Source organism: Streptomyces sp. NPDC050842 (genome assembly GCF_044456565.1).
Lineage (GTDB): Bacteria > Actinomycetota > Actinomycetes > Streptomycetales > Streptomycetaceae > Streptomyces.
The window spans coordinates 774588-792317 of sequence record NZ_JBITGA010000004.1; the positions used below are offsets into that span (position 1 = coordinate 774588).

A 17730-nucleotide genomic window follows, 5' to 3' on the forward strand; every position below is an offset into this window, starting at 1 on the left:
CGGGACGGCGCCCTTCTAGGACCGCGCCCCCGTCGCGTCCGGGGCGGCGACCCGCCCCGTGACCCCCGGCCACCGCTCCCGCCGCATCCACAGCAGCCCCACCGCCACCACGACACCCGCCACCACGAACCCGTACCACGGCGTGCGCCCCGACGGCGCCGTCTCGTACACGAGCGCCGCCGACAGCACCACCAGCGCCTGTCCGGCCCTGCTCCGCCAGGCGGCCGCCGCGACGACGGCCGTCCCCCACAGCAGGTACCACGGCTGCACCATCGGCGAGAGCGCGACGAGCGCGACCAGCGAGAGCCCGAGGCCGAGGACCGGGTCCAGCGCGCCCCGCCACGAGCGCCACGCGAGCGCGAGGATCAGCCCGACGGCGACGACGAGCCCCAGCTTCTGGACGACGCCCTTCACCGGATCGGGATCGTCCGCGACGAGCAGCCCGAGCGCGAGCCCGAGGTCGCTCGTCACCGAGAGCGCCGTGTGGATGGCGCCGGCGACACTCTGCGTCCGCAGCCACCCGAACCCGGTACCGGCGGCCAGCGTCGCCCCCACGGCGACCCCGCCCGCCACGAGCCCCGGCAGCACGAGCCCCTTCGCCACACCCCGTACGCCACCGTCCCGGCGGGCGATCATGACGCCGATGAACAGCAGGGCGACCGCCGCCGGCGACTTCACCATCATCGCGAGGCCGACGAGGACGCAGCCGAGCACCCACCGCCCGCGCACCGCGAGGAGCACACCGCTCAGCATGAGGCCGATCATCAGGCCGTCGTTGTGCATGCCGCCGACGACATGGATCAGCAGCAGCGGGTTGAGCGCGGCCAGCCACACCGCGCCGTCCCGGCCCCCCGCGCCCCCGCCGAGCCCCCGTACGGCCCAGACGATCAGCGCGAGCGCGCCCAGGGCGATCAGCCGCATCCCGAGCACGGCGGGCACGATCGCCCCGCCGGTCGCCTTCACGACCACTTCGGCGAGGAGCAGGAAGACCGGGCCGTACGGGGCCGGGGTGTCGGTCCAGTGGCCGCCGACGCTCGCGGCCGCGTCCGCGCCGAGGTCGCCGGGGCCGAGGACGGAGGGCCCGCCGCCGTAGACGTCGTGGCCTTCGAGGACCATCGCGCCCTGCGCGATGTAGCTGTAGACGTCCGCGCTGTAGAGCGGCGGGGCGAGGAGCAGCGGCGCGGTCCAGAGGGCCAGGGTCCCGAGGACCCCGTCCCGTACGCCCCGCGCGAGCAGGACGCCGTACCGCCACCAGGCGGCGACGAGCAGGGTCAGGCCGAGGTACGCGAGGACGGCGCCGGCCACGGCGAGCGCGGAGCCGCGCGGCTCCCACAGTCCCCAGCCGCCGCGTACGGGCAGCGTCCCGGCGGCCCACCCGCCCACGGCGACGGCGAGCGATCCGGCAGCACCCAGCCACCGGCATCCGGAAGCACTGAAGACCCACATGACGTGCCAACCTATCCCGGCTGGGCGGAGGACCCGACCTCGCCGCCGGGCACCCGCTCCCGCCGCCGGGGACCCGGGCCGTCGACGACCGTCGCCCCCGCCCCTATCTCGGTCGCCTGGAGGGGCCGCGCCCCTTCCCGGGCTTCGTCGACCGGTCGCCGGTGGGAGCCGCCTCCGTCGTCGAGTCGGCGGCCGGAGTGGTCGTCCCGGACCCGGACGGAGCAGCGGTCGGTTCCTGGCCGCCGGCCGTGGCGGAGGGCGTCGTACCCCCCTGGGGCGACGCGGGAGCGGAGGCGGAGGCATCGGACGCGCCGGTCGGACCGGACGGACCGGACGGACTGGCCTCACCGTCGCGGGCGGACGGGTCGGAGGGGTCGGACGGGTCCGCCTGGATCAGCGCGGGCAGCCCGCCGGGGCCGCCGTCGGGGGAGCCCGTGCCGCCCTTCGTGCCGGAGCCGCCCGCGAGCAGCGCGGCGGCGGCACCGAGGACGGCGATCCCGCCCGCGGCGATCAGCCACACCGGACCGCGCCTCCGGCGTGCGGAGGCGTGGCGGCGCGCGCGCCGGGGGCCGGCGGCGCCGGGGTCGTGCTGGCTCATGGGCCCGAATTGTAGGGAGCACGACACCGCCGGTACGACGGGGGTCACATCGGGGCGCCGTGTCCGACGTGTCCCAAAACACGAGGCGTCCCGCCCCACCCCGCCGTAAGCTCTCGGCATGCAGGTGATCCAGTCCACGAAGCTCGCCAACGTCTGTTACGAAATCCGGGGTCCGGTGCTCGAAGAGGCGATGCGGCTTGAGGCTGCGGGTCATCGCATCCTCAAGCTCAACACGGGCAACCCGGCCGCCTTCGGCTTCGAGTGTCCGCCCGCCATCCTCGAGGACGTGCTGCGCAACCTCTCCGAGGCACACGGCTACGGCGACGCGAAGGGCCTGCTGTCGGCCCGCCGTGCGGTGATGAGTCACTACGAGACGAAGGGCATTGCGCTCTCCGTCGAGGACATCTACCTCGGCAACGGCGTCTCGGAGCTGATCCAGATGTCGATGCAGGCGCTCCTCGACGACGGCGACGAGGTCCTCGTACCGGCCCCGGACTATCCGCTGTGGACGGCCTCGGTCTCGCTCGCGGGCGGTACGGCCGTGCACTACCGCTGCGACGAGCAGGCCGACTGGATGCCGGACCTCGCCGACATCGAGCGGAAGATCACCGACCGCACCAAGGCGATCGTGATCATCAACCCGAACAACCCGACGGGCGCCGTCTACGACGACGAGATGCTCCGCTCGCTGACGGAGATCGCCCGCCGTCACAACCTGGTCGTCTGCTCGGACGAGATCTACGACAAGATCCTCTACGACGGTACGACGCACACGCCGACCGCCGCGATCGCCCCCGACCTCCTCTGCCTCACCTTCAACGGGATGAGCAAGAACTACCGGGTGGCGGGTTTCCGCTCCGGCTGGCTCGCGGTCTGCGGTCCGAAGCACCACGCGACCTCGTACATCGAGGGCCTCACGATCCTCGCCAACATGCGCCTGTGCGCGAACATGCCGGCGCAGCACGCGGTGGCCGCCGCCCTCCAGGGCCGGCAGTCGATCGAGGACCTGGTACTGCCGGGCGGGCGGCTCCTGGAGCAGCGCGACACGGCGTACGAGCTGCTGACCCAGATCCCCGGTGTGACGTGCGTGAAGCCGAAGGGCGCGCTGTACCTCTTCCCGCGCCTCGACCCGAACGTCTACAAGATCAAGGATGACCGGCAGATGGTCCTGGACCTGCTGCGGTCCGAGAAGATCATGGTCGTGCACGGGACGGGCTTCAACTGGCACGAGCCGGATCACTTCCGGATCGTCACGCTGCCCGCGGCGGCGGACCTGGCGGACGCGGTGACGCGGATCGGCCGGTTCCTGGACGGCTACAGCCAGCCCTGACCAGCCACCCTCAGACCCCGCTCAACTTTAGACAGAATCTAAGCTAGGATGGCCCCAGAGCACTCAGGAGGCCATCCCATGTACGAACCGATCCGCACCAAGTCGGTCCACCGGATGGCCGACGACGACCACGCGTACCCGCACCGCTCCCGCGAGGAGGAGCTGGACATCCAGCTCGCCGGACACCTGTCCGCCCTGCTCGCCGTCACCGACGAGCTCGGCGACACGGAGGCGGGCGAGCTCATCGCCCGCCAGGTGGCGCGGCTGCGCGGCGCACCGCCCGCCCGCCACGCGGGCCTGAGCGGCTCGCCGACGCGGGACCTGCACCGCAAGGCGCACGCCCTCGCGGGCCGCGCCCTGGTCGTCGCCGCCTCCCGGGCCGACACGGCCGCCGCGATCCTCGCCGCCGAGCGCATGGACGCGCACACCGCGGCACTGGCCGGGGGACCCACCCTGGCCGCAGCCGGCGCCCCCTGACGGCCCCGGTCCGCGCGGCACGAACCGCGCGGACCGGGCGCCACCCACCCGGGACGGCCAGGACGACCGCGCCCCGACCACCTCCCACCCGCCTCCCCCTCTCCTCCCGCCTCCCGCCCGCCTCCCGTCCGGCGGCCATCCGGCGGCCATCCGGCAGCCATCGCTCCGGTTCGGTACCGGGATCGGCACTTCACTCCTCGTACACCCAACTCCCCCTGGAATGTGGGTTTCCGCGAGCACGCTGCCCGCGTGAGACGCATCCTGGGAATCGTCCTGGCCGCCCTGCTCCTCGGCGGCGTGGCCGCCGTCCTCGTGACGGGCGGCGACAAGGACACAGGCACGGCAACGAAGACCGTGCGAGGAGTCATCGGGTCGGAGAAGGCGGAGTTCTTCGCCGACCCACAGGTCGTGAAGGCGCTGGCCGCCAAGGGCTTCGCCGTGGGCACCGAGACCTCCGGGTCCTGGGACATGGACGAACTCCCCCTCGACGGCTACGACTTCGCCTTCCCGTCCTCCAGGGGACCCGCCGACGGGCTCCGCGCGAAGGCGAAGACGAAGGACAAGGCGACCACCGCCCCGCTGCGGCCCTTCTACTCGCCGCTCGTCGTCGTCGCGCACAGCGCGGCGGCCCGGGTCCTCGCGGGCAACGGCCTCGCGACCCTCGGCCCGCGCGGGACGACCGGCACCCTGAAGATGGACGCCTACCTGGCCGCAGCCCGCGCCGACCGGACCTGGCAGCAGCTCAAGGGCTCCGCCGGGCACGCCGAGCTGAGCGGCACCCTCTTCATCACCTCCACCGATCCGGTCGCCTCCAACTCCGGCGCCCTCTACCTGGCCGCCGCGAGCTATGTCGCCGACGGCGGCAAGGTCGCGGGCGACGCCGCCGCCGTGACCCGCACCGCCCCCCTCATGCGCAAACTGATCCAGGTGCAGGGCGCCCAACAGGCGGGCTCCGACGCCCCGTTCCGCGACTTCATCAGCGGCGTCGGCAACCCGCTGGTCCTGGTGTACGAGTCCCAGGTCGCCGCCCAGCTCCTCGCGGGCAAGCCCATGGGGGACCTCGTCGTCCTCTACCCGGACACCACCGTCAACAGCGACCACACCCTCGTCCCGCTCACCGAGAACGGCCGGGCGCTCGGCGAACTCCTCGCCACCGACCCCGAACTGCGCAAGCTCGCGGTCCGCCACGGCTTCCGGCCGCAGGGCGCGGCGAGCGAGTTCACCTCGGCCACCGAAAACCACGCCGCCTACCTCAACCAGACACTGACCGGCGTCCGCCAGGCGCCCGTGCCCACCAGCAAGGTGCTGCACGAGATGGCGCTGCGGGCCCGCGACCAGGGGGACACCGCATGACCACGCCCGAGGATCCGAGAAGAACGATGGCCCTGACACCGCCCGGGAACGACAGCCCGCTCGTCCTCACCCCGCCCGAGCCGGTGGCGCCCGTCCGCGCCGAGCAGGTCTCCGGCGTCGTCCCGCTGGACGAGTCCACCCGTACCGAGATGTCCCGGCGGGCCGACGAGTACGTCGGCTCGCTCTCCGGACTCGATCCGCGCTCCCCCGAGTTCTCCGGCCGCATCGGCGAGATCACGGCGCTCGGCGCGGGCGAGATGCGCTCCGCCACCCAGCAGTCGAACCGGATGCTCGACCGCACGGTCCGCTCGCTCGGCACCGGCGCGTCCGCCGGCGACGCCCAGACCCGGGTCGGCGCCTCGCTCGTCGAACTCCGGCGCACCGTCGAGGACCTGGACCCCCGGGACACCCCCGCCAAGGGCTTCAAGGGGCTGCTCTCCAAGCTCCCCGGCGGCAACAAGCTGCGCGAACACGTCGCCAAGTACGCCTCCTCGCAGGCCACTCTGAACCGGATCGTCGGCGCGCTGCGCGGCGGTCAGGACGAACTGGAGCGCGACAACGCGGCGTTGCAGACCGAGCGCGCCCGGCTCTGGGAGACCATGGGCAAGCTCCAGGAGTACGCGGTGCTCACCGAGGCCCTCGACGCGGCCGTGGAGGAGCGGATCGCCCTCACCCCGGACCGGGCCCAGGCGGACGCGCTGCGCGCCGACGTCCTCTTCCCGGTCCGGCAGAAGCACCAGGACCTGCTGACCCAGCTGGCCGTCTGCGCCCAGGGGTACATGGCGATGGACGTGGTCCGCCGGAACAACGCCGAGCTGATCAAGGGCGTGGACCGCGCGGCCACGACCACCCTGTCGGCGCTGCGGATCGCCGTGATGCTCGCCACCGCGCTGGAGCACCAGCGGAACGTCACCGCGCAGGTCGACGCCCTCCGGTCGACGACGGAGAACCTCATCGCCAGCAACGCCGGGATGCTGTCCGAGCAGGCCGGCGAGATCCAGCGGATCGCGGCCGACCCGGCGGTGGGAGCGGAGACGCTCCGCACGGCGTTCCAGCAGATCTACACGACCCTCGACGCCATCGACACGTACAAGGTCCAGGCGACGGAGTCGATGGCCACCACCGTCCGGTCCCTGACCTCCGAGCTCCAGCAGGCGAGCTCCCATCTGGAGCGCAGCCGCCGCACCGGCGCCCTGGAGGGTGGCGGCCCCGCATGACCCGCACCCCGCGCAGCGGCTTCCTGAGGCGTATCCTCGCCGGCCTCGCCCTCACCCTGCTCGTCACGGCCACCGGCGGCGCCTGCTCCACCATCGACAACAGCTCCTCCGGCGGCCAGGGCAGCCGCCCGACGCCCGACCGGCACGGCACGAGCTACGCCCCCGGCACCCTCCGCGTCCTCGCCTCCTCCGAGCTGGCCGACATGGCCCCCGTGCTGGAAGAGGCCCGCGAGGCGACCGGGGTCACCGTCCGCCCCACCTACGCCGGCACCCTCGACGCCGTCGAGCAGATCGCCTCCGGTGAGGCGGAGAAGGCGTACGACGCGATCTGGCTGTCCTCCAACGACTACCTCAGGCTCCGCCCGGACACCGCCAAGCGGATCACCGGCGAGACCCCGATCATGACCTCGCCGGTCGCCCTCGGGATCCGGCCCGCCGCCGTCACCCGCCTCGGCTGGGACCCCGCCAAGGTCACCTGGTCGCAGCTGCACAAGGCGGTCGCCGAGAAGAAGCTGACGTACGGCATGACGGACCCGATGCGCTCCAACTCCGGTTTCTCCGCGCTGGTCTCGGTCGCCTCGGGACTCTCCGGCGCCCAGTCCGCGCTCACCGAGCAGGACGTCACCCGAGCCACTCCCCGGCTGAAGGAGTTCTTCGCGGGCCAGAAGCTGACCTCCGGCTCCTCCGGCTGGCTCGCGACCGCCTACGGCCGCCGCGCCGACGTCGACGCGCTCGTGAACTACGAGTCCGTGCTGCTGTCCGCGCCCGGGAAGCTCACCGTGATCCGTCCGTCGGACGGCGTCGTGACCGCCGACTACCCGCTCACCCTGCTCACCTCCGCCCGCACCGAGGCGAAGGAGGCGGCCGGCCGGCTCACCACCTACCTGCGCACCCCGGACGCCCAGCGGCGGATCACCGACACGACCCTGCGCCGCCCGGTGGTCCTCGGCGTCCCGCCGGCGTCCGCGCTCGCCGAGGACCAGCGGCGCGAGCTGCCGTTCCCCGGCAGCCGGGCCGTCGCCGACGGGCTGCTCGACGCGTACGACAACACCCTGCGCAGGCCCTCCCGCACGGTCTACGTCCTCGACACGTCCGGCTCCATGGCGGGCGAGCGCCTCGAACGCCTCAAGACGGCGCTCGCCGAGCTCACCGGCGACTTCCGGGACCGGGAGGAGGTCACCCTGATGCCCTTCGGCTCCGCGGTGAAGCAGGGCGAGGTCCGTACGCACACGGTCGACCCGGCCTCGCCGAAGGCGGCGCAGGACGCGATCGGGACCGACGCCCGGAACCTCTCGGCCTCCGGCGGCACCGCGATCTACTCCAGCGTCCAGGAGGCGTACCGCTTCCTCGGCACCTCTTCCGGTGGCACCGCCCCCGGCGACGCGTTCACCTCGATCGTGCTCATGACGGACGGGGAGAACACCGACGGCGACCCGGCCTCCGCCTTCGACACCTTCTACCGCTCCCTGCCCGCCGAGCAGCAGCGCACCCCGGTCTTCCCGATCCTCTTCGGGGACTCCGACCGCGGCGAGCTCGACCACATCGCGAGCCTGACCGGCGGCAAGCTCTTCGACGCCCGACAGGGTTCGCTGGACGGCGCCTTCGAGGAGATCCGTGGCTACCAGTAACCGCCTCCTGCGGTACGCCGAGTCCCGCAAGAACCTGACGGGCTGCGCCGCCGGCCTGGCCGGTCTCGCGCTCACCCTCACCGGAGCCGCGGGCTCCCTGTGGCCGCTGGTGGTCGTGGGCCTGTACGGGGCGGGGGCGCTGATCGCGCCGCCCGAGCGTCCGGACACCCCGCACTTCCCGAGCGCCGACGAGCAACTGGACGCCCTGCGAGCCGACTTCACCAAGCTGCGCGGGTATCTGTCCGAGGTGGAGCTGCCGTCGGCGACCCGCGAGCGGCTCACGGCGCTCGACACCCTCGTCGAGGCCCTGCTCGAACCCGGCTGGGTGAGCGACCCGGAGCACCTCCACGTCCTGGCCCGCGCGGTCCGCCTGGACATCCCGGAGGCGGTCGACACCTTCGTACGGACGCGGTGGTGGTCGCGGTTCACCTCGGGCGCCGAGGCGCCGGAGAGTCACCTCGAACGGCAGCTGGCCGCGCTCCACGAGGAGGCGACGGCGATCGCCACCGCCCTCCAGGAAGCGGAAGCGATCCGTCAGCAGATCCACACGGAATACGTGGAAGGACGCGGCAACTGATCGACTACGGTCCGCACATGACACTTTTCGAACAGTCCGCATCCCGCCGCTCCCTCCTGACCGCGCTGGCCGCGGCAGCCACCGCGGGAGCCCCGGTCCTCGGCCAGCTCGCCGCCGCCGCTCCTGCCTCGGCCGCCGTGCCCCTCGTCGAGACCCTTCCGGACCCGACCGAGCCCATTTCGAACACCGCCGTCTACGAGAACCCGAAGTGGGTCGAGGGCACCTCGTACAGCCGCCGTTACCGCCGCCACCAGCAGTTCGACCTCAAGATGAGCGAGAAGTACGCCTTCCAGCGCACCGCGATCCTCGCGCTGCACGGCGGCGGCATCGAGAAGGGCACGAGCGAGCTGTGCCTGGGCATCGCCGGTTACAGCCCTGGCAGCGCCCCGGGCGAAGACAAGGGCGACCCCGCGGGTCCCCCGGTCCTGCCGACCGTGCACGACTACTTCATGTTCGAGGGCCTGCTCTCCACCGGCAACAACGCCCTGCATGTCACCTCGAAGAACTGTGACGACCACGTCGCCCTGGCGACCGTGGCGAGCCACCTCAACGTCCTGTCCCTGCACGGCTGCAAGTTCGAGCAGCTGAACCTGCCCACGGCCGTCTACCCGCCGACCGGAGACCTCGGCGTCGCCGTCGTCGGCGGCCTCAACGCCGCGTTCCGCTCGGCTCTCGTGACCGAGATCAACAACGCAGGCTTCCAGGCGGTCGACGCCTACGACCCCCGGTACTCCGCCACGCTCAGCGAGTTCAACGGCAGCCACACGAACAACCCGTGCAACCGCACGATGCTCGCCATGGGCGCCCAGCTGGAGCTGACCACGGACCTGCGCGAGAGCTTCTTCGACGACCATTCCTCCCGCGGGGGCCGCGCTACGACCTGGAACACCAGGTTCGAGCGCTTCCGCGACGCCTGCCGCCGGGCGATCGCCACCGTCGAGGCCGGCCAGCCGATCCTGTAGCGGACATGCGCCGGCCCCCGGAGCCTGAGGGGGCTCCGGGGGCCGGCTGCGTCGTGGTGGGCCGTCGTGACCCCACTGGTCAGGGCGGTGTTTCGGGGCAACCCACCACGAGTCTCGAAGGGACGACTAGCCCAGGCGCTCCACGAGCGCGTTGTACTGGTCCCACAGCTCCTTCGGCGTGTGGTCGCCGAAGGTGTTCAGGTGGTCGGGGACGAGGGCGGCCTCTTCGCGCCACACGTCACGGTCGACCTTGAGGAGGAACTCCAGGTCCTCGGCCGGCAGGTCCAGGCCCTCGGTGTCCAGGGACTCCGCGGTAGGCAGGATGCCGATCGGGGTCTCGACGCCCTCGGCCTTGCCCTCCAGGCGCTCGACGATCCACTTCAGGACACGGCTGTTCTCGCCGAAGCCGGGCCACACGAACTTGCCCGCCTCGTTCTTGCGGAACCAGTTCACGTAGTAGATCTTCGGCAGCTTGGCAGCGTCCGCGTTGGCGCCGACCTTGACCCAGTGGGCCATGTAGTCGCCCATGTTGTAGCCGCAGAACGGCAGCATGGCGAAGGGGTCGCGGCGCAGCTCGCCGACCTTGCCCTCGGCGGCGGCGGTCTTCTCGGAGGCGACGTTCGCACCGAGGAAGACGCCGTGGTTCCAGTCGAAGGACTCGGTCACCAGCGGGACGGCGGAGGCGCGGCGGCCGCCGAAGAGGATCGCCGAGATCGGCACGCCCTTCGGGTCCTCCCACTCCGGCGCGATGATCGGGCACTGCCCGGCCGGCACGGTGAAGCGGGCGTTCGGGTGGGCGGCCGGCGTCTCGGACGCGGGCGTCCAGTCGTTGCCCTTCCAGTCCGTGAGGTGCGCGGGGGCCGTCTCGGTCATCCCCTCCCACCACACGTCGCCGTCGTCCGTGAGGGCGACGTTCGTGAAGACGGAGTTGCCCCACATGGTCTTCATGGCGTTGGCGTTGGTGTGCTCGCCGGTGCCGGGCGCGACGCCGAAGAAGCCCGCCTCGGGGTTGATCGCGTAGAGGCGGCCGTCCTCGCCGAAGCGCATCCAGGCGATGTCGTCGCCGATGGTCTCGACCGTCCAGCCGGAGATCGTGGGCTCCAGCATGGCGAGGTTGGTCTTGCCACAGGCCGACGGGAAGGCGGCGGCAACGTACTTCGACTCGCCCTGCGGCGGGGTGAGCTTGAGGATCAGCATGTGCTCGGCGAGCCAGCCCTCGTCACGCGCCATGACGGAGGCGATGCGGAGCGCGTAGCACTTCTTGCCGAGCAGGGCGTTGCCGCCGTAGCCCGAGCCGTACGACCAGATCTCGCGGCTCTCGGGGAAGTGCGAGATGTACTTGGTGGTGTTGCAGGGCCACGGCACGTCGGCCTCGCCCTCGGCGAGCGGGGCGCCCAGCGTGTGCACGGCCTTGACGAAGAAGCCGTCGGTGCCGAGCTCGTCCAGGACGGCCTGTCCCATGCGGGTCATGGTGCGCATGGAGACGGCGACGTAGGCGGAGTCCGTGATCTCGACGCCGATGGCGGAGAGCGGGGATCCGACGGGGCCCATGCAGAAGGGCACGACGTACATGGTGCGGCCGCGCATCGAACCGCGGAAGATGCCCTCGGAGCCCGCGAAGAGCTCCTTCATCTCGGCCGGGGCCTTCCAGTGGTTGGTCGGGCCCGCGTCCTCCTCCTTCTCGGAGCAGATGTACGTCCGGTCCTCGACGCGCGCGACGTCGGAGGGGTCGGAGGCCGCGTAGTACGAGTTCGGGCGCTTGACCGGGTCGAGCTTCGTGAAGGTCCCCTTGGCGACGAGCTCCTCGCACAGGCGCTCGTACTCCGCCTCGGACCCGTCGCACCAGACGATGTCGTCCGGCTGGGTGATCTCCGCGATCTCGTTCACCCAGGAGACGAGCTCCTGGTGCTGGGTCGGGACGGTGGTGGGAGCCGCGTTGTCGCGCGCCACGATTGCTCCTTGTTGAGGGGTTTTTTTGGTGTATGCCCCGTGGGGGCCGCGACCCGGATGCTTCGTAGCTGCTCATCCGGTGCCGACCGCACTCATTTGATCATCCGATGTTAGCGCCCATATGTCCAGAGGGCCGCACACGTGAGCATCGCCACTCGTATCCGGGACCTACGGGCGCGTAGGTACGATTCGTTGTCATGACAGCTGCCATGCCGGAAGCCACCCCGATCGAGCTCCCGACGAAGCCCAGGCTCAGAGGATGGCTGCACGCGGGGATGTTCCCCGCCGTGATCGTCGCCGGTCTCGTCCTGGTCGCCTTCTCCGGCTCTCCCCGGGCTCGCGTCGCCTGCGGGATCTTCGCCCTCACCGCCTGCCTGCTCTTCGGCATCAGCGCGCTGTACCACCGCGGCACCTGGGGCCCACGCGGCGAGGCGATCCTCCGGCGCCTCGACCACGCCAACATCTTCCTGATCATCGCGGGCACCTACACCCCGCTCACCCTGCTGCTGCTCCCCGACTCCACGGCCAAGCCGCTCATGTGGGCGATCTGGGCGGCGGCCCTCGCCGGGATCGCCTTCCGGGTCTTCTGGGTCGGCGCCCCCCGCTGGCTGTACACGCCCTGCTACATCGCGATGGGCTGGGCCGCCGTCTTCTTCCTGCCCGATTTCATGCGCACGGGCGGCATCGCCGTCCTCGTCCTGGTGATCGTCGGCGGACTGCTCTACAGCGCGGGCGGGGTCATCTACGGCATCAAGCGCCCTAACCCGTCCCCGCGCTATTTCGGCTTCCACGAGGTCTTCCACTCGCTGACCCTGGCCGCCTTCATCGCCCACTACGTGGGCATCTCCCTGGTGGCCTACCAGCACGCCTGACGGACCTCGCCGGCCCGACTTCACGGACGGGCCGGCGCCCCCAGCGCGCCCCGGACGATCCGCGCCGACTCCGGATTGTCCGCGCACTCCCACACTCCGTGCGGACAGTAGTCCGTCACCGTCTGGTAGACGGGCCGGTGCGCCGCGAACCAGTCGAGCATCCCCCGCACGTACACCGGGTTGTCCCCGTTCCTGAAGAGCCCCCACTCCGGATACGAGACGGGCTTCCCGTGCGCCGCCGCGAACCGCACGTGGTGTTCGAGCCCGTACTCCTCGGTCACTTGCCCTTCGAAGGAGAGCCCGGCCGGCTGGTCGTAGGCGTCCATCCCGATGATGTCGACGACGTCGTCCCCCGGGTAGCAGAGCGGCCACGCCACGGCGTCGAGCCCCCGGCTCGGGGTGAAGTCGAAGCGGAACCGCTGCCCCGCCACCTCCCGCAACACCCCCACGACCCGCCGCCAGTACGCCTTCCAGGCCGTCGGGTCCGGGCCGCAGCGATGGCTGTACGTCGTGCCGTTCATCTCCCAGCCCAGCACCAGGACCGCGTCGCCGAGCCCGTGCTCCACGAGCCGCTCCCCCAGGACCCGGAAGTGCGCGTCGAAGGCACCGCCCGCGCCTTGCCCCAGCCCCGCGCGCACCTCCGCGTCCGGGAGCCCCGCCTCGTTGCGGTCGAGCAGCGGCACGTTCAGGACGAAGAGCCGTCCCGGCCGCTCCTCCTTCCACCGCGCCCAGGGCGCGAAGAGCGCCGGATGCCCCTCGATGTTGGACCAGCGGTCACCGGGCAGGTACGTGTGCCCGACGGTCAGCGTCTCGCCGCCGAGCCACGCCTGCACCTGCGCGATCCGCCGCACCCCGGCCTCGTCGGAGCCGGTGAAGAAGCCGGAGGGCACCCCCGGCAGCGGCCCCGGCGTCACCGGGGCCCGGCTTCCGGTGTGCCGCCCGCCGGGCGCGAGCCGCTCGTAGGGCAGCAGGAACACGAGAACGGCCGCGAGCAGCACGATCAGTGCGGCCCGCGGCCGGGACGACCAGGGGAAGGGTTTCACGTCAGCTCGTCCAGAATTCCCACCAGCGGGTCAGGATCAGCATCCCGATGATCCCGATGTGCAGGACGGGCAGGGCGAAGGCGAACTCGCCGAGGAAGGTCCGCACGCCGGCCGGGGCGGGCAGCAGCCCGGCCCGGACGTTGTGCGCGGTCACGTACCAGAACATGACGATGGTGGCGACCCAGGCCAGGCAGCACCACAGGCAGAGCGCGTTGATCTCGTACAGCGACTGGTACATGAGCCAGGTGCAGAAGCCGACGCCGAAGAGCATCCCGGCGTTGAGGCCGAGCCAGAACCAGCCCCGGTAGCGGGCCCCGGCAAGCAGCCCGGCACCGGCGGCGACGACGACGGCGTACGTGACGAGCCCGAGCATCGGGTTGGGGAAGCCGAAGACCGCCGCCTGCTCGCTCTTCATGATGTTGCCGCAGGACACGACCGGGTTCAGGCTGCACCCGGGCTGGAAGCCGGGGTCCTCCAGAAGCTTGAACTTGTCGATCGTGATCACCCAGCCGGCCAGTACGCCCGCCGCCCCGGTGACCATCAGCATCCAGGCGAAGGCCCGGCCCGTGCCGAGCCCCGCCCCCGCGGTCTCCCGCGCGGACTCCTCCTGCCGCTCCCCGGGCATCCCGCCCCGTACGTTCACCGTCGCCATGCCGCGACCGCCTTCCGTTCTCTCGCGCTCAGCCCTGGAGGCGCCGCACCGGCATCAGGACGTGCGCGCACTCCGCGAGCATCTCCTCGTCGGAGACGAAGGAACGCAGCCGCGCCTCGTCGACCGGCTGCCCGGGTACGGCCTCGGGCCAGGGGCGCACGGAGCAGATGAGGTAGACCTGGCCGCGCTCACGGGCGGCCGCCTCCCACTCGTCGGGCACCGGGCACTGCACCTTGAGGAAGGGCAGGTTGAGCACGGCGGAGCCGCCCTCGACGAGCAGCGTCGCGTTGATCCCGGCGTCCTTCTCCAGGTCGAAGAGCCGGTCGCCGACCGAGAGGTTCATGGACTCCAGGGCCGTCCGCATCGCCTGCTGACCGGCCTCCGGGCCGTCCCGGCCGTCGCCGAGCGAATACGCCATGAGGAACGGCGTGCCCGCCGAATCGGCGGAAGACTCGCTGGACCACGGAATCACCGTGAGAGTACCCAGCGGAGAGGCGCTGCGCGCCGAGGAAACAACGTCGGAAGTGGTCATGAATCCGGATGCTAGTGGCCCAACCCCCCTCCCTCTTCGCCGATTTCACCCGAACGGTCGATATTCACGCCGCTGGCATTTCGGACGCAACGAACCCGGGTTTTCATCGTTGTGCCCTGAGGGCAATTGCCGACCCGAGGAGATCACTCATGATCGTCCCGCGCCGCGTCGCACTGCGGTCCCTCTTCGCCGTGGCGGTCACCGCCTTCGCCGGGGGCGCGCTCGGCCGCATCGCGACCCGCACCGCACCGGGAGCGCCGTCCGGGGCGCCGCGCGGCTCGCGCGACCCGCTCGCCTTCGACGAGATGTACGGAGGGCGCCGCATCCGGGGCTTCTCCCGGCCCGGCGGCACCCCGGCCGCCTTCGTCGACGGCCGGCCGCTGCACCTGATGCGCTGCGCCGACGGCGGATACGTCTCACCGATCGACCACTACGCGTCCTGCCCGACGCCGCTGGCGGCCACCCGCGCCGCCGTGGACGAGCTGGGGGCGGCCCCGCTGTCCCGGTTCGCCGCCGCCCATGGCGTCCACACCGACCCGACGGGAGGGAGCCCGCGTGGTGTACACGCGTAAGAACCAGCGCGACCTGACCGGCGCCGAGCGCCGGAAGTTCGTCGCCGCCGTCCTGGAGCTCAAGCGGACCGGCGCGTACGACGAGTTCGTCCGCACCCACATCGACCACTACACGGCCGACGGGGAGGGGCGGCTGCGGACCGCACACATGGCGCCGAGCTTCCTGCCCTGGCACCGCAGGTTCCTGCTGGAGTTCGAGAAGGCGCTGCGCCGGATCGACGGCACGGTCTCCGTCCCCTACTGGGACTGGACCCGGGACAACAGCCCGGCCTCGTCGATCTGGGGCGAGGACTTCATGGGCGGCAACGGTCGCCGCGCGGACCTCCAGGTCATGACCGGCCCCTTCGCCCACTCGGCCGGGCGGTGGAACGTCACGTACGCGATGTCCGAGACCCGCTTCCTGACCAGGGACTTCGGCCGGCCCCGCGATCCGGTCGCGCTTCCCACGCAGGCGCAGCTCGACGAGGTGATGCGGGAGCGGGTGTACGACGTGGCGCCCTGGAACTCGACGAGCACCTCCGGCTTCCGCAACCGGCTGGAGGGCTGGGCCTCGGGCCAGGGCAACGAGCGGTTCCGCGTCCACAACCGGGTCCACCGCTGGGTCGGCGGGCTGATGCTCGGCGGCGGCTCCGTCAACGACCCGGTCTTCTGGCTGCACCACTCCTTCGTCGACCTGGTCTGGTCGCGGTGGCAGCAGCGCAACCCCGGGGCCGTGTACCTGCCGGCGGAGCCGCCGCCGCTGGGCGACGCGCAGTACCGCAAGGTCGTCGCCCGGCACGAGCCGATGGCGCCCTGGGGGGTCACTCCGGCGGAGCTGTTCGACCACAGCCGGATCTACCGGTACGCCTGACCCCGCACACGGGTGTGTCCCCCCGGCCGCCGGGCCGGGGGGACACACCTGCTGTTCGAGGGGGATCAGCCGCCGTAGCCGCCGTCGCCGTTGTCGTGGCCGTGACCGTCGGCGTTGATGCAGGTGTTGCCGAAGGCCGGGTTGAGCAGGCCGATGACGTTGACGGTGTTGCCACAGAGGTTGACCGGGACGTGGACCGGGACCTGGACGACGTTGCCGGAGGCGACACCGGGCGAGTGGGCGGCGACGGCCTCGGCGCCCGAGTCGGCGACGGCCAGGCCGGCTCCGCTGAGGGCCACGGCACCCGTGCCGGCGAGAACAGCGGCAGCCTTCGCGATGCGAGACATCAAGAACTCCTTGGACGTGGAAAGCGACCGCAGGAATCACGGCCGACTCCCCTTCAACGCCGATCACAGGGACTGGTCACGGTCCTTGCGCCGAACGGGACGAAAGAAATCCGAAAAGATCCGAAAAGAGATTGGCCCGCGGACGGAGGGCGCCCGCCGCCGGTTACGACGGACGGGCCTCGGTCCACGGGCCGCGGCCATGCGACGAGCCTTCCTTGTAACGATCAACGACCCCTGGGGTGGCGGGGAAGAATCGTGTCTTCACCCGCGCGGGGGGGGCGCGGCGGCGTCAGTGCGCGTTCGGCGCCAGACCCAGCTGGGGGTCGAGGGCTCCGCTGAGCACGGGGGTGAGGAGGGCGGCCTGAGGCTTCGCCAGGTCCGGAAGGCCGGCGAGCCCGTTGCCGCGCGGGGCCTCCACGGGGTTGCCGACGACGGCGCCGGGAGTGGACGCCTTCATCTCCGAGTGCGGGCTGCTGAGGAGCGCCCGGCCGGGGTCGCTGCCGTCCAGGAGCTCGGGCAGCGGCGCGTCCACGACGGTCTTGGGGAGCGTGCCGGAGAGCGGCACGCTGGGCAGGGTGAGGTCCGGCAGGGAGCCGAGGCCCTTCTGGAAGCCGGTGGGCGCGCCGGGCACCGGGACGGGCACGCCGGTGGCCACCGTGGGCGCGTCCATCGGCAGTACGGGCTCAAGCCCCTGGAGCGGGACGATCACCGGTGCCTCGACGGCGGCGGCCGGGGCGGCCATGGCGGCGGAGGCGAGCGCGGTCATGAGGATTCCCATGCCGGCGTGAGAGCGCAGAGTCATGCTCTGTAGAACGAGGCGTTCGGGGGAAACGTGGCGGAATACCCCCGTGTGCAGCAACGCGCGAGGCCCTCACCGGTGAAGGCGAGGGCCTCGATTGACGTTCCGTCAGCCGTTGGGGACGTCAGTGACGGCGGGAGATCCGTCCGCCCCGGAGGTAGATGACGGTGCCGCCGATGATCAGCGCCGCACTGATGGCGGCCGCGCCCATGAGCGCGGGCTCGCTGCCGGTGTCGGGGAGTTCGGGGCCCGGCGGAGTCGTCGGAGGCTCGGTGTGCGGAGGCTCGGTCGTCGGAGGCTCGGTGTGCGGAGGCCCGGTCGTCGGAGGCTCGGTGTGCGGAGGCTCGGTCGTCGGAGGCTCGGTGTGCGGAGGCTCCGTCGTCGGAGGCTCAGTCGTCGGAGGCTCGGTGTGCGGAGGCTCCGTCGTCGGAGGCTCAGTCGTCGGCGGCTCGGTGTGCGGCGGAGTCGTCGGCGGCTCGGTGTGCGGAGGCTCGGTCGTCGGAGGCTCAGTGTGCGGCGGAGTCG

At 71.8% G+C, this 17730-nt stretch carries 18 protein-coding genes and 1 pseudogene; 10 read left to right on the plus strand and 9 right to left on the minus strand.

Annotation, left to right across the window (positions count from 1 at the left end):
• Positions 1 to 15 precede the first annotated feature (15 nt).
• Positions 16 to 1446, minus strand: coding sequence for a polyprenol phosphomannose-dependent alpha 1,6 mannosyltransferase MptB (mptB, locus tag ACIBG6_RS16605; protein ID WP_399223288.1), 1431 nt, complete (start codon positions 1444 to 1446; stop codon positions 16 to 18).
• Between the two features lie 103 nt (positions 1447 to 1549).
• Positions 1550 to 2044, minus strand: coding sequence for a hypothetical protein (locus ACIBG6_RS16610; RefSeq protein ID WP_399223289.1), 495 nt, complete (start codon positions 2042 to 2044; stop codon positions 1550 to 1552).
• Between the two features lie 118 nt (positions 2045 to 2162).
• On the opposite strand from ACIBG6_RS16610, the gene ACIBG6_RS16615 reads away from it, so the two are divergent.
• The 7 genes from ACIBG6_RS16615 (at position 2163) to ACIBG6_RS16645 (ending at position 9588) form a co-directional block, all read left to right on the plus strand.
• Entirely contained in the window at positions 2163 to 3374 is a 1212-nt protein-coding gene (locus ACIBG6_RS16615; RefSeq protein WP_399223290.1) for a pyridoxal phosphate-dependent aminotransferase, read from the plus strand.
• A gap of 78 nt (positions 3375 to 3452) precedes the next feature.
• Entirely contained in the window at positions 3453 to 3851 is a 399-nt protein-coding gene (locus tag ACIBG6_RS16620; protein WP_399223291.1) for a hypothetical protein, read from the plus strand.
• A gap of 222 nt (positions 3852 to 4073) precedes the next feature.
• Entirely contained in the window at positions 4074 to 5204 is a 1131-nt protein-coding gene (locus ACIBG6_RS16625; protein WP_399223292.1) for a hypothetical protein, read from the plus strand.
• The gene (locus tag ACIBG6_RS16630) at positions 5201 to 6421 is read left to right on the plus strand and encodes a toxic anion resistance protein (RefSeq protein ID WP_399223293.1); all 1221 of its coding nucleotides are present in this window, start codon (positions 5201 to 5203) and stop codon (positions 6419 to 6421) included. Before ACIBG6_RS16625 ends, ACIBG6_RS16630 begins: the two co-directional genes overlap by 4 nt.
• Positions 6418 to 8049, plus strand: coding sequence for a substrate-binding domain-containing protein (locus ACIBG6_RS16635; protein ID WP_399223294.1), 1632 nt, complete (start codon positions 6418 to 6420; stop codon positions 8047 to 8049). Before ACIBG6_RS16630 ends, ACIBG6_RS16635 begins: the two co-directional genes overlap by 4 nt.
• Entirely contained in the window at positions 8036 to 8626 is a 591-nt protein-coding gene (locus ACIBG6_RS16640) for a hypothetical protein (RefSeq protein ID WP_399223295.1), read from the plus strand. Before ACIBG6_RS16635 ends, ACIBG6_RS16640 begins: the two co-directional genes overlap by 14 nt.
• Positions 8627 to 8643: 17 nt before the next feature.
• Positions 8644 to 9588, plus strand: coding sequence for a poly-gamma-glutamate hydrolase family protein (locus tag ACIBG6_RS16645; protein ID WP_399223296.1), 945 nt, complete (start codon positions 8644 to 8646; stop codon positions 9586 to 9588).
• 126 nt (positions 9589 to 9714) lie between these two features.
• Here the strand turns inward: ACIBG6_RS16645 and ACIBG6_RS16650 are convergent, their stop codons facing one another.
• Positions 9715 to 11538, minus strand: coding sequence for a phosphoenolpyruvate carboxykinase (GTP) (locus ACIBG6_RS16650; protein ID WP_399223297.1), 1824 nt, complete (start codon positions 11536 to 11538; stop codon positions 9715 to 9717).
• A 197-nt stretch (positions 11539 to 11735) separates the two neighbouring features.
• On the opposite strand from ACIBG6_RS16650, the gene ACIBG6_RS16655 reads away from it, so the two are divergent.
• Positions 11736 to 12410, plus strand: a complete 675-nt coding sequence (locus tag ACIBG6_RS16655) for a hemolysin III family protein (RefSeq protein WP_399223299.1) — start codon at positions 11736 to 11738, stop codon at positions 12408 to 12410.
• A gap of 20 nt (positions 12411 to 12430) precedes the next feature.
• Here ACIBG6_RS16655 and ACIBG6_RS16660 read toward each other — a convergent pair whose 3' ends face one another.
• Genes ACIBG6_RS16660 through ACIBG6_RS16670 form a run of 3 tightly spaced genes read right to left on the minus strand, consistent with a single transcriptional unit; the run spans position 12431 to position 14637 of the window.
• Positions 12431 to 13453: a glycoside hydrolase family 26 protein gene (locus ACIBG6_RS16660; RefSeq protein WP_399223301.1), complete on the minus strand. Its 1023-nt coding sequence runs from the start codon at positions 13451 to 13453 to the stop codon at positions 12431 to 12433.
• Between the two features lies 1 nt (position 13454).
• Positions 13455 to 14105, minus strand: coding sequence for a vitamin K epoxide reductase family protein (locus tag ACIBG6_RS16665; protein ID WP_399223302.1), 651 nt, complete (start codon positions 14103 to 14105; stop codon positions 13455 to 13457).
• Between the two features lie 28 nt (positions 14106 to 14133).
• Positions 14134 to 14637 (minus strand): DUF5949 family protein, encoded by a 504-nt coding sequence (locus ACIBG6_RS16670; RefSeq protein ID WP_399223303.1) that lies wholly within the window; start codon positions 14635 to 14637, stop codon positions 14134 to 14136.
• A gap of 149 nt (positions 14638 to 14786) precedes the next feature.
• On the opposite strand from ACIBG6_RS16670, the gene ACIBG6_RS16675 reads away from it, so the two are divergent.
• Both ACIBG6_RS16675 and ACIBG6_RS16680 read left to right on the plus strand, forming a co-directional pair.
• Complete coding sequence (locus ACIBG6_RS16675) at positions 14787 to 15209, plus strand: tyrosinase family oxidase copper chaperone (RefSeq protein ID WP_399223304.1); 423 nt, start codon at positions 14787 to 14789, stop codon at positions 15207 to 15209.
• On the plus strand, positions 15193 to 16059 hold the full coding sequence (locus ACIBG6_RS16680; protein ID WP_399223305.1) for a tyrosinase family protein: 867 nt from the start codon (positions 15193 to 15195) through the stop codon (positions 16057 to 16059). Before ACIBG6_RS16675 ends, ACIBG6_RS16680 begins: the two co-directional genes overlap by 17 nt.
• 65 nt (positions 16060 to 16124) lie before the next feature.
• On the opposite strand, the gene ACIBG6_RS16685 is transcribed toward ACIBG6_RS16680, so the two are convergent.
• The 3 genes and pseudogenes from ACIBG6_RS16685 to ACIBG6_RS16695 all read right to left on the minus strand — a co-directional run.
• The gene (locus tag ACIBG6_RS16685) at positions 16125 to 16406 is read right to left on the minus strand and encodes a chaplin (protein WP_141303422.1); all 282 of its coding nucleotides are present in this window, start codon (positions 16404 to 16406) and stop codon (positions 16125 to 16127) included.
• Positions 16407 to 16695: 289 nt separating this feature from the next.
• A complete protein-coding gene (locus ACIBG6_RS16690) occupies positions 16696 to 17208 on the minus strand; it encodes a hypothetical protein (protein ID WP_399223307.1) in 513 nt (170 codons plus the stop codon).
• A 121-nt stretch (positions 17209 to 17329) separates the two neighbouring features.
• Positions 17330 to 17730 (minus strand): annotated as a pseudogene (locus ACIBG6_RS16695) (hypothetical protein); the annotation flags it as partial.